This window comes from Arthrobacter sp. KN11-1C, from assembly GCF_052180225.1.
In the GTDB taxonomy this organism is placed as follows: domain Bacteria; phylum Actinomycetota; class Actinomycetes; order Actinomycetales; family Micrococcaceae; genus Arthrobacter.
Genome location: NZ_CP197467.1, coordinates 2,149,672 through 2,168,131 on the forward strand (window position 1 = coordinate 2,149,672; position 18,460 = coordinate 2,168,131).

An 18,460-nucleotide genomic window follows, 5' to 3' on the forward strand; every position below is an offset into this window, starting at 1 on the left:
CGAATGGAACAAGTGGACACCAACCACTCCCCCGAACCCGTACCTGCCTCCCCCGGGGAGTTCTTCAGCAAGGCCCTGGCCGCGCGGACGAGTGCGTCAGACATCGACCTCGACGGCAGCAACGTCGCCTATTGGTGCTACGAACCGGTCAAGGTGACCGCGGCGACGCGGACCATACTGGTCATCCACGGTTTCCGCGGCGACCACCACGGCCTGCTCCGCGTAGTAGACCACCTGCCGGAAATGCGGGTCATCATGCCCGACCTCCCCGGTTTTGGCAGCTCGGAGCCTTTCGCCGGGGACCCCCACACCGTGGAACGCTACGGGAAGTTCATCACGGGGTTCATGGCGGCACTGGGCCTCGGACCGGACACGGTCCTCCTGGGGCATTCCTTCGGATCCATCGTTGCCAGCCACTTCGCCGCATCGAATCCCGGCGCCATCCGTCCGCTGATCCTGGTAAATCCCATCGCCGCTCCCGCGCTGGAGGGACCCAAGGGGCTCATGACCAAGCTGGCAGTCCTGTACTACCAGGTCTCCGCCAAGCTCCCCCGCCGGCTGGGACTCGCCGTCCTGCGCAGCCGCCTGATAGTCCGTGTCATGAGCGCCGCGATGGCCAAGACCCGGGACAAGGAACTCCGGGCCTTTGTCCATGGCCAGCATGATGCGTACTTCTCCGCATTCGCCGACCGTGCGAGCCTCCTGGAGTCCTTCCGGGCTTCGGTCTCCAGCCATGTGTCCGAGGTCGCCGGGCAGCTGGACCTCCCCGTGTTGTTGGTGGCCGGCGAGAAAGACGAGATCGCCCTGCTCCGGGACCAGCAAAAGCTGCTGGACCTGTTGCCGGACGGCGCGCTGGAAGTGATTCCCGACGTCGGGCATTTGATCCATTACGAGACACCGGCGCCCGCCGCCGCCGCCATCCGCAGCTTCCTGGAGGAACACCCCGCGTGAAAATCGTCATAGATGCCCGCTTTACCCGCACGGACCATCATGACGGGATCAGCCGCTACGGATCGAGCCTCATAGCAGCGACGTCCAAGATCGCCGACGTCACGATGCTCATCAGCGACAAGCGCCAGTTGGCACTCCTCCCGGATGTCCCCTACGTTCACATCAGCAGCCCGTTGTCCCCCCGCGAACTGTTCGTGGCGCGCGAGGTCAACAAGCTCGGCGCCGACGTCGTGGTCTGCCCCATGCAGACCATGGGAACCTGGGGCCGCAAGTACGGGCTGGTCCTGACCCTGCACGACCTCATCTACTACGAGCACCCGGCCCCTCCCGGCTTCCTTCCGGCGCCCGTGCGGCTCCTCTGGCGGCTGTACCACAAGGCGTACTGGCCACAGCGATTGCTTCTCAACCGGGCCGACATCGTCGCGACCATCAGCCACACCACCGAGTCGCTCATGGCCAAGTTCAATTTGACCCGCCGCCCGGTACGCATCGTGGGCAACGCACCCCAGCCAGGGCAGAAGCCTCGCGATCCCGCAGCCGGCGCCGAGAAGTCCCTGCTCTACATGGGCTCGTTCATGCCCTACAAAAATGTGGAGACCATGATCCAGGGAATGGCCGGATTGCCCGGATTCACGCTGCACCTTCTCAGCAGGATCAACCCCCAACGCCGGGCCGAGCTCGAGCCCCTGGTCCCGCCAGGTGCGAACGTCGAGTTCCACAACGGCGTGACGGACGCCGAATACGACTCCCTCCTGCTCCGGGCCACCGCGCTTGTCAGCTTGTCCAAGGCGGAAGGCTACGGGCTGCCCCTGGTCGAGGCGATGGCGCTTGGCACTCCCGTGATCGCGAGCGACACCCCCATCTTCCGCGAGGTGGGCGGGGACGCCGTGAGCTACGTGCACGCCGAATCGCCCGGTGAATTTGCCGCAGCGGTCAAGGCTCTTGAAGACGGCGAATTGTGGCAGGGGCGCTCACGCCGCTCTGTGGAACGCGCGGCTGATTTCAATTGGGACGAGTCGGCGCGCCAACTACTGGCCGTGGCCGAGGAGATCGTTGCGATGCGCAGCCGCAAGCGGCGCTAGAGGACGTCGACGCCGTCGAGCCGCAGTTGCACGGGTCCCGACGTGCGCTTCGCCGCGCTGGCAGCCTTGACTGCCCGCATGGAACGCGTGGCAACAGCTGCTTGGGCATAAGGAATGAAGAAGAGCGTCCGGACGTCCGGATCGCCCTCTTGTTCTGTTCCGCGCTTGGCGGACAACGTGAGGGAGACCGGTGCGGGGCCGGCGGTCCGGAGCTGGATGCTGCTGGCCAGGCTCTCGGTGAAGTGCACGACGTCGGCCCGCTTGCCCGTCACGGACGCGATCCGCACGGCGGGCGGCAACTGGAGTTCCTGCCGCAGCGCTAGCTCACGCGAGGCATATCCGGCAGGATCCCAGCGCAACAGGGCACCGGTCGCCGTCGTGTCGTCCGCGGTGATGACGACGAGCCCGCCCTCATGCGCGGGCCGCACGAGCGCTGCCGCGTTGAACCATCGCCGCACGGTGTCCTCACCGGCGCGTAGGTTCTCCCGGCGCAGGAGCGAATTGCCATCCAGGAGCAAGGCCGCCGCGTAGCCGCCGCTGGCGATCGGCTCAGCCCCCACGGTCGCCACCACCAACGCATGGGCATCCGACACCGCGGCCTTGACCTGGTCCCCCGACGACGTCACGACAGCCTTGCCGGGAAAAGCCCTGCCCAGTTCTTCCGCGGTCCGCAGCACGCCCGCCGCACCCCTGCGAAGACGGACTCCGCCGCAATGCCGGCAACGCCACTCCGGAGCCGGGGTAGAGCACCAGCGGCACTGCGGCAAGGCCGATTGTCCGGCGATGGCAAGGGGGCCCTGGCAGTTGTTGCACCGGGCGGGCTCGCGGCAATCCTCGCACACAAGGGATGGGGCATAACCGGCCCGGGCCACCTGCACCAGGACGGGTCCTCGTTCCAGGCCCTCCTTGGCGGCCCGCCAGGCCGCGCCGGGCAAACGTGCAATCCTAGCGAGGGGGTCGCGCTCCTGCTCGAAGCTGTCAGCTGTATTGAGCACCCGGGGCGTGCTGGAGCGGACCACCGACCGAGGAGCCTCCACCGGAACGGCCCAACCGCCCTCGACAAGCCGCTGAAGTTCGGTACTGCGGCTATGCGCGGCCATAAGGCAAGCGGCCGATTCCTGTTCGGCACGCAAGAGCAGGACTTCCCTGGTGTGCGCGTACGGAGCGCGCTGGTCGATGTGGAGGTCGTCGCCGTCGTCCCAGCACACCACGAGTCCCAGGTCCTGCACAGGAGCGTAGGCAGCGGAGCGAGTGCCGACCGCAACCTGCGCGTCGCCGCTGAGGAGCCGGAGGTAGCTTCGGTACCGCGGTGTCTGGCCGTCGTCGGCAGTCAACCGCGCGACGTCGCCCGGCGGCAGGACAGCGCGCAGGGCGGCTTCCATGCGGTCGAGGTCACGGTAGTCGGGAACCACGACGACGGCGCCGCGCCCGGAGGAGCGGACGGCCGCCACCGCGGACGCCACAAGCTCAGGCCAGCCGGCGGCGCCGAAACCCTGCGTCGCAGTCAGGACCGCGCGGGGTGAGCCGCCCCCGGCGAGGTGCTGCAAGTACGGTGCTCCGTTGGCGTAGGAAGCCCAGGCGGCGTGGGCCAGCGAGGTGGAGACCTCGGCAGCCGCGTTGTCTTCCTCGGGCCCGTCCAGGAGGGAATCACCGGAGAGGAACTGCTTTTCCAGCCGCGCGACGCGGGGAGGAATGGCGGTGCGGAGGACATCGCTGAGGGTCCCGGCGTAGCGGGCCGCGATACTCGAGGCAAGCTCCAGCAACGCCGGAGTCAGCACCGGAACCGCTGAAACCACCTTGAGAAGCGGAGTCAGGGAATGTCCGGCTTCCGACGATTCCACGCGCTCCAGGACGTAGCCGTTGAGTTCCTGGCCGCTGAAGCGGACTTTGACCCGGACGCCTGCCAGGGCGGTGTCCTCCAACTCGGCCGGGACGCTGTAATCAAAGGGCCTGTCCAGATGTGGCAAGGACGATTCGATCAGCACGCGTGCCACCGGATTGCCCGCGGCAAGGGGTGGCCCCGTGGCGTCGCTCCCGCGGGAAGGGAAGCCTTGCAACAGGGACGGCTGACGGGACGGCGAAGGCAAGGCCATGGCAATCGGAAGCAATGAACCATCGCTCATGTTTGTCACCTCCCTGGAGTGCCGGATGCCTTGGTGCAATCCAAGCAGGTACCACCGACAATGTCCGGTATGGCCCCCGGATTCCGGCCGCCACCGATTGTCACGGGCAAGCCGGTTCAAGCGTTGAAGAATTCCTTCAGCTCGTCCACGCGGTCCAGGCGTTCCCACGTGAAGTCGGGCTCTTCGCGACCGAAGTGCCCATGCGCCGCCGTCTTGGCGTAGATGGGGCGCTTGAGGTCGAGGGCGTCGATGATGGCGCGCGGACGGAGGTCGAAGATCTCCGTAATCGCGTCGCTGATCTTGGCCGGGTCCACAGTTTCAGTACCGAAGGTCTCCACGTAGGTGCCCACCGGACGCGCCTGGCCGATGGCGTAGGCGATCTGGATCTCGGCTCGCTTGGCCAAGCCTGCTGCCACGACGTTCTTGGCTACCCAGCGCATCGCGTAGGCCGCCGAACGGTCCACCTTCGACGGATCCTTGCCGGAGAAAGCGCCGCCACCGTGGCGGGCCATGCCGCCGTAGGTGTCGACGATGATCTTGCGACCGGTCAGCCCTGCGTCGCCGACCGGACCGCCGATGACGAAGGCGCCGGCAGGGTTCAGGATATTCGTGACGTGGGAGATATCAAGGTTGGCCGCAGCCAGGACGGGATCGATGACGTGCGAGGCAAGATCGGCGCGCAGGCGATCCAGGTGGGTTCCTTCGGCGTGCTGGCTGGAAATCACCACAGTTTCGACGGAAACCGGACGGTCGCGGTCGTATCCGACCGTCACCTGGGTCTTGCCGTCAGGGCGCAAGTAGGCCAGTTCGCCGCTCTTGCGGACTTCGGTGAGACGCTCGGAGAGCCGGTGGGCGAGCCAAATGGGCGTCGGCATGTAGGAGGGGGTCTCGTCGCTCGCGTAGCCGAACATGATGCCCTGGTCACCGGCGCCCTGGAGGTCGTAGTCGTCCTCCTGGCGGCCTTCGCGGGCCTCGAGCGAATTGAAGACGCCGCCGGCGATGTCGTTGGACTGCTGCCCGATGGAGACGGACACGCCGCAACGGGCGCCGTCGAAGCCGTTGGCGGACGAGTCGTAACCGATTCCGAGGATGGTCTCGCGGACGATCTGCGGGATTTCAACATACGCGTCCGTGGTAACTTCACCGGCTACGTGCACCAAGCCGGTGGTCGCCATGGTTTCAACGGCCACGCGCGACTCCGGGTCTGCTGCCAGGAGCGCGTCGAGGATGGCGTCGCTGATCTGGTCGCAGATCTTGTCCGGGTGCCCTTCCGTGACCGACTCTGAGGTGAAGAGCCGGAGCTTGGACGGGGTGCCGTGGGATTCATGGTGCAGCGGTAAAGTCACTCGACTACCTTACTCGGTTGGGGGCGACCGGCTTCCGCCGTATGTCCCTGTGCTAAGGATGGACCAGCTGGGAAATGAGCGTTACCCGATGGCTAGGGGGCCGGGTGTACGCGGCTCAGTTCAGTGCTGATGCGGTCAATAACAGCGGCGGCGACGTCGGATTTGGAACCCGCCGCCGATTGCGGCGCCGCGCCATGGCCGGAGAGAATGATCACAGAATTCTGGTCTTGGCCGAACACGCGCCCGACGCCGACCTGGTTGACCACCAAAAGGTCGCAGCCTTTGCGTTTGAGCTTGGCAGTGGCGTGCTCCAGGACGTTGCCGTCCTCGTCCCCGGTTTCGGCCGCAAACCCGACGATCAACTGCGTGGATGCCTCGGCGTCGCGGCGCACCACCAGCTCATGCAGGATGTCCGGGTTCTGCACGAGGCGCACCACGGGGGCATCGTCGCCGTTGACCTTCTTGATTTTCGTGTCCGAAACTTCGGCGGGGCGGAAGTCGGCGACTGCTGCGGCCATGATCACGACGTCGGAGCCGGGGGCGGCTTCCAGCGCCGCGTCACGGAGCTCCAAGGCGGATTCAACCTGGATCAGTTCGACCCCGGCCGGCGCTTGGACATCCATGTGGGCAGCGAGGAACCTGACATGGGCACCTGCGGCAAGGGCCGCGGCGGCCAGCGCAACACCTTGCTTGCCTGACGACCTGTTCCCAAGGAAACGGACCGGATCCAGGGCTTCCCTGGTGCCTCCGGCAGAAATGGTGATGGTGCGCCCGGCGAGGGGTTTCGTGGCTGCCATCAGGGTTGCGGGTGCGGAGGCGTCGAGCAACGCCATCGCGGCCGCGAAGATCGCTTCCGGTTCGGGCAGCCTGCCAGGCCCGGAGTCCACGCCCGTCAACCGGCCCACAGCGGGTTCGAGGACGGTGATGCCCCGGCTGCGCAACGTTTCCACATTCGCCTGGGTGGCCTGGTTCTGCCACATTTCGGTGTGCATCGCGGGGGCGAAAAGCACCGGGCCGTGGGCCATGAGGAGCGTGTTGGTGAGCAGGTCCCCCGCTTGGCCGGTTGCTGCCTTGGCGAGCAGGTCGGCAGTAGCCGGGGCGACCACGATGAGGTCCGCCTCATGGCCGAGACGGACGTGGTTGACCTTCTCCACGTCGTCGAAGACGCTGTTGCTCACTGGATTGCCCGAGAGCGCCTCCCAGGTGGCCACGCCGACAAAGCGGATGGCGGCCTCCGTGGGAATGACCGTCACGTTGTGTCCGGCTTCAGTAAAAAGCCGGAGGAGCGATGCAACCTTGTAGGCTGCGATCCCTCCCCCGACTCCGAGGACTATGCGCACGTGACCTCCGTCAACAGGCAGTCTGTTTACTCTGCGGGCTCGATGGGAGTGGAAACCAGCAGGCCTTCGTTGATCTCGCGCAAGGCGATGGAAAGCGACTTTTCATTCAGCTTCGTGTCGACCAGCGGGCCAACGTATTCGAAGAGGCCCTCGTGGAGCTGTGCGTAGTAGGCGTTGATCTGGCGCGCGCGCTTGGCGCCGAAAATCACCAGGCCGTACTTCGAATCGGCAGCAGCAAGCAGCTCGTCGATCGGCGGGTTGATGATGCCTTCAAGGTTCGTGGACACGAATTCTCCAAATTCTAACGGGCTGACAAGTGCTAGCGCTTAGCGCTGGTGCGGGGTAAGCCCCATGAGTGAAACAAGCTCGTCCGCTGCCCGGCGTACGTCGTCATTGATGACGGTGTGGTCAAACTCCGGTTCAGCGGCAAGTTCCAGTTTAGCGGTTTCCAGCCGTTGCTGCTGTTCCTCCGGGGTTTCGGTGCCTCGTCCCACCAAGCGGCGGACCATTTCGTCCCAGCTGGGCGGAGCGAGGAACACGAAGTTGGCGTCCGGAACTGCCGCCTTGACTTGGCGGGCGCCCTGCAAATCGATCTCCAACAGCACGGACCTGCCTTCGGCAATGGCAGCGTCCACAGTGCTGCGCAGCGTGCCGTAGCGGTTCTTTCCGTGCACGACGGCCCACTCAAGCAACTGGCCGTCCTCAACGAGTGCGTCGAATTCTTCGGCGGACTTGAAGTAGTAGTGGACGCCGTCCTTCTCCCCCGGCCGCGGAGCACGCGTGGTGGCTGAAACTGACAGCCAGACCTCGGGGTAATTGTCCCGGATATACGTGGATACTGTTCCCTTGCCAACGGCAGTGGGGCCTGCGAGGACGGTCAGTCCCGGATTCTTGCTCACATCGTCCTTCGTGGAGATTCTCTATACGCCGCATTTGTTAAACGCTGTATTCGTTTAAACGCTGTATTTGTCTTCCATAAAATCTATCAGCGACCGGGACTGGTGAATTCCCAGGCCCCTGAGCCTGCGTGAAGGGGCGATGCCGATTTCCGCCATGATGGCCGCGGCCCGGACCGGACCGATGCCCGGAACAGCCTCGATGAGCTCGGAAACGCGCATGCGGGCGATTGCCTCGTCGGTTTGTGCCGATTTGATCAACCCCGCAAAGCCGAGCTCGCCCGTCCTGAGCTGTTCCTTCGCGAGAGCCCGCCGTGCCCGGGCTCTTGCTGCCTTCTCCAAGGCATCGGAACGTTCCTCTGGCGACAATGCCTTTAAGGTCACTGACACATCCCCCTTTGGCCGGCATCGAGTGCGTAGCGGATTTGGACTGATCCCGAAGCTATCGTGTGGTCGCTACGGAGCGCAATGCATTGGACCAACGAAGATCGGGCTCAGCCTTCCAGCAGTCCGTCGCGCGTGGCCTCGGTGGCGGAGCGCAGTCCGGCAATAGCAGGACCGGCGGCGAGGATTCCACGGCTCGACGTCGCCAGGACCGCCGGGTATGCCGCGCCGAAAGTGGCACGCAGATCCGCCGGTGTGGCTCCCTGCGCGCCCAGTCCGGGTGCCAGGATGGGCCCGTGGACGGCATCGAGGTCCAGCCCGAGTTCCGTGAGGGCGCCGCCGATCGTGGCACCGACCACAAGGCCGACGGATCCCATGGCACCGGAATAGCGGCGGTTTTCCTCGGCCGCGGCCTCGGCGATCCGCCGCGCCACCGATTCCGATCCGCCAACGTGCTGCACGGACTTGCCCTCGGGGTTGGACGTCAGGGCGAGCACGAAGACACCACGGCCGGACTCGGCTGCGAGGTCGAGTGCCGGTCGCAGCGACTCGAAGCCGAGGTACGGGCTCAGCGTGACCGAGTCTGCCGCCAAGGCGGAACCATCCCGTAGCCAGGCGTCGGCGTAGGCGGCCATAGTGGAACCGATGTCTCCGCGTTTGGCGTCGGCGATGCTCAGCACTCCGGCATCGGCTGCGGCCGCAAGGGTCCGTTCCAACACCGCCATGCCGGCGGAGCCGTGGCGCTCATAGAGCGCCACCTGCGGCTTGACCGCGGCAGCGAGCGTCGCCACGGCCTCCACGACCGTGAGCGAAAAGCGCTCCAGGCCCGCGACGTCGTCGTTCAACCCCCAGTCCGCCAAGAGCGCCGGGTGCGGGTCGATGCCGACGCACAAGGGGCCACGTGCGGCCATCGCGGCCGCCAGGCGGGAACCGAACGGCTGTGATCCCGACCCAACAACAGCCGCTCCGGCTGCGGCAGACTTAGGCATTGACGGCCTCGGCTGCCGCGGCCTGGGAAGCTGACAGCGCCGCGGCGTGCTCCTGCAAGCTCGTCACCGACCATTCGTAAGTGCGCAGGGCCTCGATGGCCTGCACGGCCGCGTTGAACTCGGCCACGGTGGTGATGCAGGGGATGCCGATGGACGTAGCGGCCGCACGGAGTTCGTAGCCGTCGCTGCGGGCTTCGCCGCCCGAAGGCGTGTTGAAGACCATGTCGATCTCACCGGCGACGATGAGGTCCGCAATGGTTCCCTCGCCTTCGGCGCTGCTGCCTTCGGCAACCTTGCGGACCGGAGTGGCCTGGATGCCGTTGCGGCGCAGCACATCCGCGGTACCACCCGTGGACACAATCTCGAAACCGAGATCGGACAGGCGCTTGACGCCCATGATCACCGAGCGCTTGTCGCGGTTGGCGACAGAGACGAAGATCTTGCCTTCGGTGGGCAGCGCGTTGTTGGCAGCGGCCTGGCTCTTCGCGAACGCGGTGTCGAAGTGCTTGTCGATGCCCATGACCTCACCGGTGGAACGCATTTCCGGGCCGAGCAGTGAGTCCACTACCTTGCCTTCCGGCGTGCGGAAACGGCTGAACGGCAGCACGGCTTCCTTCACCGCGACAGGCGCGTCGAGCGGCAGGGTTGAACCGTCGCCCGTCTCCGGCAGCATCTTGTAGGCGCTGCGCAGCTGGTTGATGGTGACGCCGGTCCCGATCAGGGCCGCAGCCTTGGCCATCTGCACGCCCGTGGCCTTGGAGACGAACGGAACCGTGCGGGAAGCACGCGGGTTGGCCTCGAGCACGTAGAGCACGTCGGAAGCCAGCGCGAACTGGATGTTGATGAGGCCACGGACGCCCACGCCCTCCGCGATGGCCCTCGTGGCCGTGCGGACGCGCTCGATCACGTTGCTGCCGAGGGTGATCGGAGGCAGGACGCATGCGGAGTCACCGGAGTGGATGCCGGCTTCCTCGATGTGCTCCATGATGCCGCCGAGGTACATGTCCGTGCCGTCGAAGAGCGCGTCGACGTCGATTTCGACGGCGTCCTCGAGGAAGCGGTCGATCAGCACCGGGTGGTCCGGGGTGATCTCCGTGGCGTTGGCGATGTAGCGCGAGAGGTTGGCTTCGTCGTAGACGATTTCCATGCCGCGGCCGCCCAGCACGTAGGACGGTCGGACGAGGACCGGGTAGCCGATCTCGTCGGCGATCTTCTTGGCGTCCTCGAAGGACACGGCGGTGCCGTTCTTCGGGGCGATCAGTCCCGCCTGGTCGAGCACGCGGGAGAACATTCCGCGGTGCTCGGCAAGGTCGATCGCTTCGGGCGACGTGCCCAGGATCGGCACACCGGCGTCTGCCAGCTGCTGTGCGAGCTTGAGCGGGGTCTGGCCGCCGAGCTGCACGAACACGCCCATGACGCCGCCCGTGCGCTCCTCGGCCGCGATGACTTCGAGGACGTCCTCGAGAGTCAGCGGTTCGAAGTACAGGCGGGTGGAGACGTCGTAGTCCGTGGAGACGGTTTCCGGGTTGCAGTTGACCATGACGGTCTCGTAGCCGGCCTTGCGCAACGCCATGGAGGCGTGGACGCACGAGTAGTCGAACTCGATGCCCTGGCCGATGCGGTTGGGGCCCGAGCCCAGGATGATGACGGACGGCTTGGAGTGCAGGCCGACCTCGTCCTCCTCGTCATATGAGGAGTAGTGGTACGGGGTGTACGCGGCGAATTCGGCGGCACAGGTGTCCACCGTCTTGTAGACCGGGCGGATGCCCAGGGCCTGCCGGACGCCGCGGACAACGGCCTCCGGGTTGTGCGTCAAGGCGCCGATCTGCTCGTCCGAGAAGCCGTGTCGCTTGGCATTGCGGAGCATGTCTTCCGTCAGGGCGCCGGCCTTGCGGATCTCGTGGGACAGTTCGTTGAGCAGCTGCAGCTGGTCCAGGAACCACGGGTCGATCTTGGTGGCGGCGTAGAGGTCCTCAACTGAGGCACCGCCGAGCATGGCGCGCTGGACCTGGTGGAGGCGGTCCGTCGTCGGGCGCTTGGACTTCTCGATGAGCTCCGGAACTTCCCATTCGGGCACGTGGCTGAAGTCCAGCTGCGAACCCTTCTGCTCAAGCGAGCGGAGGGCCTTCTGCAGGGCCTCGGTGAAGTTGCGGCCCATCGCCATGGCTTCGCCGACGGACTTCATGGTGGTCGTCAGCGTGTTGTCCGCGGCAGGGAACTTCTCGAACGCGAAGCGGGGAACCTTCACGACGACGTAGTCGAGCGTGGGCTCGAACGAAGCCGGCGTTTGCTGCGTGATGTCGTTGGGGATCTCGTCCAGCGTGTAGCCCAGGGAGAGCTTGGTGGCGATCTTGGCGATCGCGAAGCCGGTGGCCTTGGAGGCCAGCGCCGAGGAACGCGAAACGCGCGGGTTCATTTCGATGACGACGACGCGTCCCGTGTCCGGTTCAATGGCGAACTGGATGTTGCAGCCACCGGTGTCGACGCCGACTTCGCGGATGACGGCGATGGAGATGTCGCGCAGCCGCTGGTACTCGCGGTCAGTCAGGGTCAGGGCCGGGGCTACGGTGATCGAGTCGCCCGTGTGGACACCGACCGGATCGAAGTTCTCGATGGAGCAGACCACAACGACGTTGTCGTTTTTGTCGCGCATCATTTCCAGCTCGTACTCTTTCCAGCCGAGGATGCTCTCTTCGAGCAGGACCTCGGACGTGGGGCTGTACTGCAGGCCCTGGCCCACGATGCGGCGCAGGTCGTCCTCGTTGTACGCCAGGCCCGAACCCAGGCCGCCCATGGTGAAGGACGGACGGACAACCATCGGGTAGCCGAGGTCTTCCGCCGCAGTCAGTGCTTCGTCCATGGTGTGGATGATGTGGCTGCGGGCCGACTCGGCGCCGCAGCGTTCCACGACGCCCTTGAACTTTTCGCGGTCCTCGCCGAGTTCGATCGCGGCAATGTTGGCACCGATGAGTTCGACGTTGTACTTCTCAAGCACGCCGTTCTTGTCGAGGGCGATGGCCGTGTTGAGGGCCGTCTGTCCACCCAGGGTGGGCAGGATGGCGTCCGGGCGCTCCTTGGCGATGATCTTCTCGACCACCTCGGGAGTGATGGGCTCGACGTACGTGGCATCGGCGAACTCGGGGTCCGTCATGATGGTGGCCGGGTTGGAGTTCACGAGGATGACGCGCAGGCCCTCCTCTTTGAGCACCCGCAGGGCCTGGGTTCCGGAGTAGTCGAATTCGGCCGCCTGGCCGATGACGATCGGGCCGGAACCGATCACGAGGACGCTCTTGAGATCTGTACGCTTTGGCATTACTTGGTGTCCTCGTTCTTCGCGGAGTTCGATGTCTGAGTGTCGGCGGCCTGCGCGGCGTCCTGGCCGTTCTTCGTGCTCTCCATCAGATCGATGAAGCGGTCGAAGAGGTAGGCGGCGTCGTGCGGCCCGGCTGCGGCTTCGGGGTGGTATTGGACCGAGAAGGCCGGAATGTCGAGGCAGGCGAGTCCCTCGACGACGTCGTCGTTGAGGCTCACGTGGCTGACCTCCACGCGCCCGAAGCGCTCCTCCGGAGCCATGGTGGCGCCGTCCATGGGAGCGTCGACGGCGAAGCCGTGGTTCTGGGACGTGATTTCGACCTTGCCGGTGCGGCGGTCCATCACCGGCTGGTTGATCCCGCGGTGGCCGTACTTGAGCTTGTACGTGCCGAAGCCAAGGGCCCGGCCCAGGATCTGGTTGCCGAAGCAGATTCCGAAGTACGGCATCTTCTCGTCGAGCACCGAGCGGAGAAGCGCCACCTGGGCGTCCGCGGTGGCGGGGTCGCCGGGGCCGTTGGACATGAAGAAGCCGTCAGGGTTGACTGCCTTGACGTCTTCCAGCGTGGAGGTTGCCGGCAGGACGTGGACGCGTACGCCGCGTTCGGCGAAGCGGACCGGGGTCATGGCCTTGATGCCAAGGTCGATCGCGGCGATGCTGAACTTCGGCTCGCCGTCCCAGCCATGGTCGGCGGGTTCGACGACGTATGCCTCGTCGATGCTCACTTCTTCGGCCAGGCGGGCGCCTTCCATGGGCGCGCTGGCCAGGACGGTGTCCAGGAGTTCCTTGTCGGTGGCCTTGGCGGCCTCGCCGGAGAAGATTCCTGCGCGCATGGTCTTGTGCTCGCGCAGGTGCCGGGTGATGGCGCGGGTGTCCACGGCCTGGATGCCGACGATGCCCTGTTCGACGAGCTCCGCGTCGAGACTGCGCTCCGAGCGCCAGTTCGAGGGGCGGCGCGCGGCGTCGCGGACCACGTAGCCGGCCACCCAGATGCGGCGGGATTCGGCGTCTTCCTTGTTCACACCGGTGTTACCGATGTGCGGAGCCGTCTGGACCACCAGCTGCCGGGCGTAGGAGGGGTCCGTGATGGTTTCCTGGTATCCGGTCATGCCGGTGGCGAAGACCGCCTCGCCCAGGGCCACGCCGGTGGCGCCGTAGCTCCGGCCGCGGAACGTGCGGCCGTCTTCGAGGACCAGCACTGCCGCGGAGGACTCTGCTGGGTTGGTATTGCCTGTCACTGGGCCTGCTACTGCATTGCTATCCGTCACTTTGTTACTTTCCACTATCGGCATCTGCCTGGGGGGCTGCAGAGATCAATTCTTGAAGTGCTTCGAGGAGCGGTTGCTTGTCGGCGGCGCGCCTGGTCCTGAATCCGGTATCGAGTTCGTGTTCTCCGAGCATCCAGCTCAAGACCACGAGTCCGTCCTTCTCCACGAACTTGCCTGCCATGCCGTCGGCGCTGCCGCAATCGGTCACGGCTTCCGCCGGAACGAACAATGGTGCTGTCCCCTTCCGGTCGAAGAGGACGCCTTCCGGGTGGACGCTCACTTCCGCGTTGCCGCGGAAGCCAAGCCCGTGGACGGCGACCCGGTCGAGCCAGTCTCCCGCCGTCGTCGTGGCCACATACTGGCCTTCAGCCACCATGCCGGCCGGGCTGAGCCTCTCCGGCACGTCCGGAAGCTGCCCGAGGCCGGCCTGCCGCTTGAGCCTGCCGCGCCAACCTATCGCGATGAGTCCGGCCGCAACCGCGGCAAGGACCACGACGAGGAGCAGGGAAGCGATCTTGTTGTCCATCAGTTGCTGCTGCCGGCGCCGGCCGGCTCCGCTGCGTAGCGGTACGGCGTGTTGAGCTTGCCGTCCAGTACGGTCGGGTGGCCCTTGAAGAACGTGGCGACGACGGCTCCCGGCAGCTCCCTGCCCGCAAACGGTGAGTTCCGGCCCATGGTGGCCATCTTATGCGGATCCACTGTCCACCGGGCAGCCGGGTCCACGAGGATGACGTTCGCGGGCTCACCGGCTTCGAGCGGACGCCCCTGATCTGCTACGCGGCCAATGGCCGCGGGCACCGTGGACGTGACGCGGGCGAAGTCGGCCCAGGTCATGAGCCCGGTTTCGATCATGGTTTCCTGGACGACCGACAAGGCAGTCTCCAGTCCCGTCATGCCCATCGCCGCCTGGGCCCACTCGCACTCCTTGTGCTCGCTTGGGTGCGGGGCGTGGTCCGTGCCGACGACGTCGATGGTGCCGTCCGCGAGCCCGGCACGGAGCGCCTGGACGTCCGCGTCGGTGCGCAGGGGCGGGTTGACTTTGTAGACGGGGTCATAGCTGCGAACCAATTCGTCCGTGAGCAACAAGTGGTGGGGCGTGACCTCGGCGGTGACGTTGATTCCCCGTTCCTTGGCCCAGCGCACGATCTCCACCGATCCGGCCGTCGACACATGGCAGACGTGGAGGCGGGAGCCGACGTGCTGGGCCAGGAGGACGTCCCGCGCGATGATGCTCTCCTCGGCGACCGCGGGCCAACCGGCCAGCCCGAGGACGGCGGAGACGGTGCCTTCGTTCATCTGGGCTCCCGCAGTGAGGCGCGGTTCCTGCGCGTGCTGGGCCACGACGCCGTCGAACGCTTTGACGTACTCCAGGGCGCGGCGCATCAGCACGGGATCGTGGACGCAGATGCCGTCGTCGGAGAAGACTCGGACGTGGGCGCGGGAGTCCGCCATGGCACCGAGCTCGGCGAGCTGCTCGCCGGCGAGCCCTACCGTGACGGCGCCCACCGGACGCACATCCACCCAACCGGAGGCGCGGCCCAAGCTGTGGACCTGCTCGACGACGCCGGCGGTGTCGGCCACCGGGTTGCTGTTGGCCATGGCGTGAACGGCGGTGTAGCCGCCAAGGGCCGCGGCTCGGGTACCCGTTTCGACGGTTTCCGCGTCTTCGCGGCCAGGCTCACGCAAGTGGGTGTGGATGTCGACCATGCCGGGAAGCGCCACGAGGCCTGCGGCCTCGATCACGGTGGCGCCTTCGGCCGAAAGGCCGGTGCCGCGCTCGGCGATGACGCCGTCCCGGATCAGCAGGTCCTCGGCGTCGCCACCCAGGATGGCCGCGCCGCGGATCACGTAGGTCCCTGTTGCGATTTCGGTCATCAGTTGCTCTCCTTATCGGAACGGGCGGTGCCCGGCATGGGGGCGGCTTCACGGGAATCCCCCGAGAGCAGCAGGTACAGTGCGGCCATCCGGACCGACACGCCGTTCCGGACCTGGGCCAGGACCGTGGAGCGCGGCGAATCGGCGGCGGCAGAAGAAATCTCCAGCCCCCGGTTCATGGGGCCGGGGTGCATGATGATGGTGTCCTTGAGCCCGAGGTCGTCGAGGGCACGCAGGCGGGCATCGTCGAAGCCCCAGCGTCGCGAATACTCGCGGGTGGAGGGGAAGAAGGACGCGTTCATGCGCTCTCCCTGGACGCGCAGCATCATTATGGCGTCCACTCCGGCCTCGAGGGTCTCGTCGAGGTTGTAGCTGACCTTGCACGGCCAGTGTTCGACGCCGATCGGCAGCAACGTGGGCGGTGCCACGAGCGTTACTTCCGCGCCGAGGGTGCGCAGGAGCCACACATTGGAGCGGGCGACGCGGGAGTGCAGGACGTCGCCGGCGATAGCGACGCGCATGCCCGTGAGGTCTGCGCCCGTGGATGCCGAACCGTGTAGCGCAGACCAGTGCCGGCGCATCGTGAACGCGTCCAGGAGGGCCTGCGTGGGGTGTTCGTGGGTGCCGTCACCGGCGTTGATGACGGCTGCGTCGATCCAGTCGGTAGACGCCAAGCGGTGCGGAGCCCCGGAAGCCCAGTGGCGGATGACCACAGCATCGGCACCCATGGCCGCGAGGGTCTGCGCGGTGTCCTTGAGGGACTCGCCCTTCGAGACCGAGGAACCCTTGGCAGCGAAGTTGATGACGTCGGCGGAGAGCCGCTTGGCCGCGGCCTCGAAGGATATGCGGGTGCGGGTGGAGTCTTCGAAGAAGAGGTTGACCACGGTCCGGCCGCGCAGCGCGGGCAGCTTCTTGACTTCGCGGTCCCCTACAGCCGCCATTTCTTCGGCAGTGTCCAGGATCCGGATGGCATCCGCAGCGCCCAGGTTCTCGGTGGAGAGCAGATGCTTCATGCGCCTGCCTCGATCACTACTTCGTTGATGGGCAGGCCGTCCACGGAATCGAATTCTTCGAGGTGGACCCGGACCTTTTCGGAGGACGACGTCGGCAGGTTCTTGCCGACGTGGTCGGCGCGGATCGGCAGTTCGCGGTGGCCGCGGTCCACCAGGACGGCAAGGCGGACGATGCGCGGCCTGCCAAGGTCGATGATCGCGTCGAGGGCTGCCCGGATGGTGCGGCCCGAGTACAGGACGTCATCGATGAGGACAACAACCTTGTTGTCGATTCCGGACAATGGAAGCTTGGTGGGGTACGGGGGCCTGGCGGGCTGGTGGGATAGATCGTCACGGAACATGGTGACGTCCAGTTGACCGACAATCGCGGAAGCGTTCACGGATGGATCGGCGGCGGCGATTTTGCCAGCCAGCCGCACGGCGAGCGGATAGCCGCGGCGTGGGATGCCCAAAAGAACCAGATCCTGGGAACCCTTGTTGGCTTCGAGGATCTCGTGGGCGATACGAGTGAGCGCACGGTCGATGTCCGCGTGGTTGAGAACAACCCGGGACGGCACCGGCGCAGTGACTTCAGTCATCGCTCGTCTCCCCTTTCCCCGCCTCACGGGACGGAATTAAAAAAGGAACATTTGCTCTTCAAAATTACCACAGCGGCAACACCCGACGGCCCCGCTTCGAACCGGGGCGATGCGTTTTGGCTCACACTTGGCGGGACGACGAAGGGCCGGTGCCCGCAGTTTCCTGTGGCGCCGGCCCTTCGCATCCTTTCAATGCCCCTTAAGCGAGCAGTGAAGGCTTCAGCGTCTGCAACCGGCCGAGGAGGCCGTTGATGAACGCAGGAGATTCGTCGGTGGACATGACCTTGGCCAAAGCAACGGCTTCGCTGACGGCCACGCCGTCCGGGACGTCGTCGTTGTAGAGGAGCTCCCAGGCGCCGATCCGCAGGATGATGCGATCGACCGCGGGCATCCGCTCCAGGGTCCAGCCCTGGGCGTAGGTCTGCAGGAACTCGTCGATGGTGGGCTGCATGGCAACCACACCTTCCACGATGTCCACCGTGTACGGGTTGACGACGAGGTCGGTCATTTCCCGGCGGGCCTTCAAGACCTCGAAAGCGGAGGCGGAACGCTGTTCCGCCTCGAACAGTACTTCGAGGGCCCTGTTACGGGCCTTACCACGGGCGCTCACTAGTCGCTGACCCGGCCCAGGTAGCTGCCGTCGCGGGTGTCGACCTTGACCTTGGTGTTGTTCTCGACGAACAGGGGCACCTGGATCTCGTAGCCTGTCTCGAGGGTAGCCGGCTTGGTTCCAGCCGAGGAGCGATCGCCCTGGAGGCCCGGCTCGGTGTAGGTGATTTCGAGGACAACGCTCGGGGGCAGTTCGATGTAGAGCGGAGTGCCCTCGTGGATGGCGATGTTGACCATCTGGTTTTCCAGCATGAAGTTGGTGGCGTCGCCTACCGTGGCACCGGAGACCGTGATCTGGTCGAAGTCCTGGGTGTCCATGAAGACGAAGTCCGCGCCGTCCTGGTACAGGTACTGGTAGTCGCGGCGGTCAACCGTGGCGGTTTCGATCTTGAGGCCGGCGTTGAAGGTCTTGTCGACTACCTTGCCCGACATGACGTTGCGCATCTTCGTGCGCACGAACGCGCCGCCCTTGCCCGGCTTGACGTGCTGGAACTCAATGATGTTCCAGAGCTGGCCCTCGAGCTTCAGCACGGTTCCGTTCTTGATGTCATTTGTGGTTGCCACTAGTATCCTCTGGTTTCTCTCACTGGTTCTAGCTACGCCTCTGGCTTCCAGCCCGACTATGCCAAGCAGGCATGCCGTGACGGCCGCCAGCGCGTATTTATCAAAAATCCAAAGTCCATTCTACCGGCAAAA

Annotated in this window: 17 protein-coding genes; 2 read left to right on the plus strand and 15 right to left on the minus strand. The window is 65.7% G+C overall.

Annotated features, from left to right (window positions below; translation table 11 throughout):
• The first annotated feature begins 3 nt into the window (after positions 1-3).
• The gene (locus ACSBOX_RS10040) at positions 4-951 is read left to right on the plus strand and encodes an alpha/beta fold hydrolase (protein WP_442545851.1); all 948 of its coding nucleotides are present in this window, start codon (positions 4-6) and stop codon (positions 949-951) included.
• Positions 948-2,033, plus strand: a complete 1,086-nt coding sequence (locus ACSBOX_RS10045; protein ID WP_442545852.1) for a glycosyltransferase family 4 protein — start codon at positions 948-950, stop codon at positions 2,031-2,033. Before ACSBOX_RS10040 ends, ACSBOX_RS10045 begins: the two co-directional genes overlap by 4 nt.
• On the opposite strand, the gene ACSBOX_RS10050 is transcribed toward ACSBOX_RS10045, so the two are convergent.
• The 15 genes from ACSBOX_RS10050 to efp form a co-directional block, all read right to left on the minus strand.
• Positions 2,030-4,156, minus strand: a complete 2,127-nt coding sequence (locus ACSBOX_RS10050; protein ID WP_442545853.1) for a primosomal protein N' — start codon at positions 4,154-4,156, stop codon at positions 2,030-2,032. The genes ACSBOX_RS10045 and ACSBOX_RS10050 overlap by 4 nt on opposite strands.
• A 116-nt stretch (positions 4,157-4,272) precedes the next feature.
• Positions 4,273-5,502, minus strand: coding sequence for a methionine adenosyltransferase (gene metK / locus ACSBOX_RS10055; protein ID WP_442545854.1), 1,230 nt, complete (start codon positions 5,500-5,502; stop codon positions 4,273-4,275).
• Between the two features lie 92 nt (positions 5,503-5,594).
• Entirely contained in the window at positions 5,595-6,842 is a 1,248-nt protein-coding gene (gene coaBC / locus ACSBOX_RS10060) for a bifunctional phosphopantothenoylcysteine decarboxylase/phosphopantothenate--cysteine ligase CoaBC (RefSeq protein WP_442545855.1), read from the minus strand.
• A 26-nt stretch (positions 6,843-6,868) separates the two neighbouring features.
• The gene (rpoZ, locus tag ACSBOX_RS10065; protein WP_028267125.1) at positions 6,869-7,129 is read right to left on the minus strand and encodes a DNA-directed RNA polymerase subunit omega; all 261 of its coding nucleotides are present in this window, start codon (positions 7,127-7,129) and stop codon (positions 6,869-6,871) included.
• Positions 7,130-7,168: 39 nt separating this feature from the next.
• Positions 7,169-7,741: a guanylate kinase gene (gene gmk / locus ACSBOX_RS10070; RefSeq protein ID WP_345450601.1), complete on the minus strand. Its 573-nt coding sequence runs from the start codon at positions 7,739-7,741 to the stop codon at positions 7,169-7,171.
• A 54-nt stretch (positions 7,742-7,795) separates the two neighbouring features.
• Positions 7,796-8,122: an integration host factor, actinobacterial type gene (mihF, locus tag ACSBOX_RS10075; RefSeq protein ID WP_241709964.1), complete on the minus strand. Its 327-nt coding sequence runs from the start codon at positions 8,120-8,122 to the stop codon at positions 7,796-7,798.
• Positions 8,123-8,232: 110 nt separating this feature from the next.
• Positions 8,233-9,111 carry an orotidine-5'-phosphate decarboxylase gene (gene pyrF, locus ACSBOX_RS10080; protein ID WP_442545856.1) on the minus strand — a complete coding sequence of 293 codons (879 nt, stop codon included), beginning with the start codon at positions 9,109-9,111 and terminating at the stop codon, positions 8,233-8,235.
• Positions 9,104-12,424, minus strand: coding sequence for a carbamoyl-phosphate synthase large subunit (carB, locus tag ACSBOX_RS10085; RefSeq protein ID WP_442545857.1), 3,321 nt, complete (start codon positions 12,422-12,424; stop codon positions 9,104-9,106). Before carB ends, pyrF begins: the two co-directional genes overlap by 8 nt.
• A complete protein-coding gene (carA, locus tag ACSBOX_RS10090) occupies positions 12,424-13,713 on the minus strand; it encodes a glutamine-hydrolyzing carbamoyl-phosphate synthase small subunit (protein ID WP_442545858.1) in 1,290 nt (429 codons plus the stop codon). Before carA ends, carB begins: the two co-directional genes overlap by 1 nt.
• Positions 13,694-14,215: a PH-like domain-containing protein gene (locus tag ACSBOX_RS10095; protein ID WP_442545859.1), complete on the minus strand. Its 522-nt coding sequence runs from the start codon at positions 14,213-14,215 to the stop codon at positions 13,694-13,696. Before ACSBOX_RS10095 ends, carA begins: the two co-directional genes overlap by 20 nt.
• The gene (locus tag ACSBOX_RS10100; protein ID WP_442545860.1) at positions 14,215-15,564 is read right to left on the minus strand and encodes a dihydroorotase; all 1,350 of its coding nucleotides are present in this window, start codon (positions 15,562-15,564) and stop codon (positions 14,215-14,217) included. The genes ACSBOX_RS10095 and ACSBOX_RS10100 overlap by 1 nt, the downstream gene beginning before the upstream one ends.
• The gene (locus tag ACSBOX_RS10105) at positions 15,564-16,577 is read right to left on the minus strand and encodes an aspartate carbamoyltransferase catalytic subunit (protein WP_442545861.1); all 1,014 of its coding nucleotides are present in this window, start codon (positions 16,575-16,577) and stop codon (positions 15,564-15,566) included. Before ACSBOX_RS10105 ends, ACSBOX_RS10100 begins: the two co-directional genes overlap by 1 nt.
• Complete coding sequence (pyrR, locus tag ACSBOX_RS10110; protein WP_078108996.1) at positions 16,574-17,155, minus strand: bifunctional pyr operon transcriptional regulator/uracil phosphoribosyltransferase PyrR; 582 nt, start codon at positions 17,153-17,155, stop codon at positions 16,574-16,576. The genes ACSBOX_RS10105 and pyrR overlap by 4 nt, the downstream gene beginning before the upstream one ends.
• Before the next feature lie 199 nt (positions 17,156-17,354).
• The gene (gene nusB / locus ACSBOX_RS10115; protein ID WP_059389192.1) at positions 17,355-17,765 is read right to left on the minus strand and encodes a transcription antitermination factor NusB; all 411 of its coding nucleotides are present in this window, start codon (positions 17,763-17,765) and stop codon (positions 17,355-17,357) included.
• Positions 17,765-18,328 (minus strand): elongation factor P, encoded by a 564-nt coding sequence (gene efp / locus ACSBOX_RS10120; protein ID WP_078108994.1) that lies wholly within the window; start codon positions 18,326-18,328, stop codon positions 17,765-17,767. The genes nusB and efp overlap by 1 nt, the downstream gene beginning before the upstream one ends.
• Positions 18,329-18,460 lie beyond the last annotated feature (132 nt).

Coding starts and splice junctions, on each gene's coding strand:
- ACSBOX_RS10040 (WP_442545851.1), top strand. CDS start 4: ATGGAACAAGTGGACACCAACCACTCCCCCGAACCCGTACCTGCCTCC.
- ACSBOX_RS10050 (WP_442545853.1), bottom strand. CDS start 4,156: ATGAGCGATGGTTCATTGCTTCCGATTGCCATGGCCTTGCCTTCGCCG.
- pyrF (WP_442545856.1), bottom strand. CDS start 9,111: ATGCCTAAGTCTGCCGCAGCCGGAGCGGCTGTTGTTGGGTCGGGATCA.
- carB (WP_442545857.1), bottom strand. CDS start 12,424: ATGCCAAAGCGTACAGATCTCAAGAGCGTCCTCGTGATCGGTTCCGGC.
- carA (WP_442545858.1), bottom strand. CDS start 13,713: ATGCCGATAGTGGAAAGTAACAAAGTGACGGATAGCAATGCAGTAGCA.
- ACSBOX_RS10095 (WP_442545859.1), bottom strand. CDS start 14,215: ATGGACAACAAGATCGCTTCCCTGCTCCTCGTCGTGGTCCTTGCCGCG.
- ACSBOX_RS10100 (WP_442545860.1), bottom strand. CDS start 15,564: ATGACCGAAATCGCAACAGGGACCTACGTGATCCGCGGCGCGGCCATC.
- ACSBOX_RS10105 (WP_442545861.1), bottom strand. CDS start 16,577: ATGAAGCATCTGCTCTCCACCGAGAACCTGGGCGCTGCGGATGCCATC.
- pyrR (WP_078108996.1), bottom strand. CDS start 17,155: ATGACTGAAGTCACTGCGCCGGTGCCGTCCCGGGTTGTTCTCAACCAC.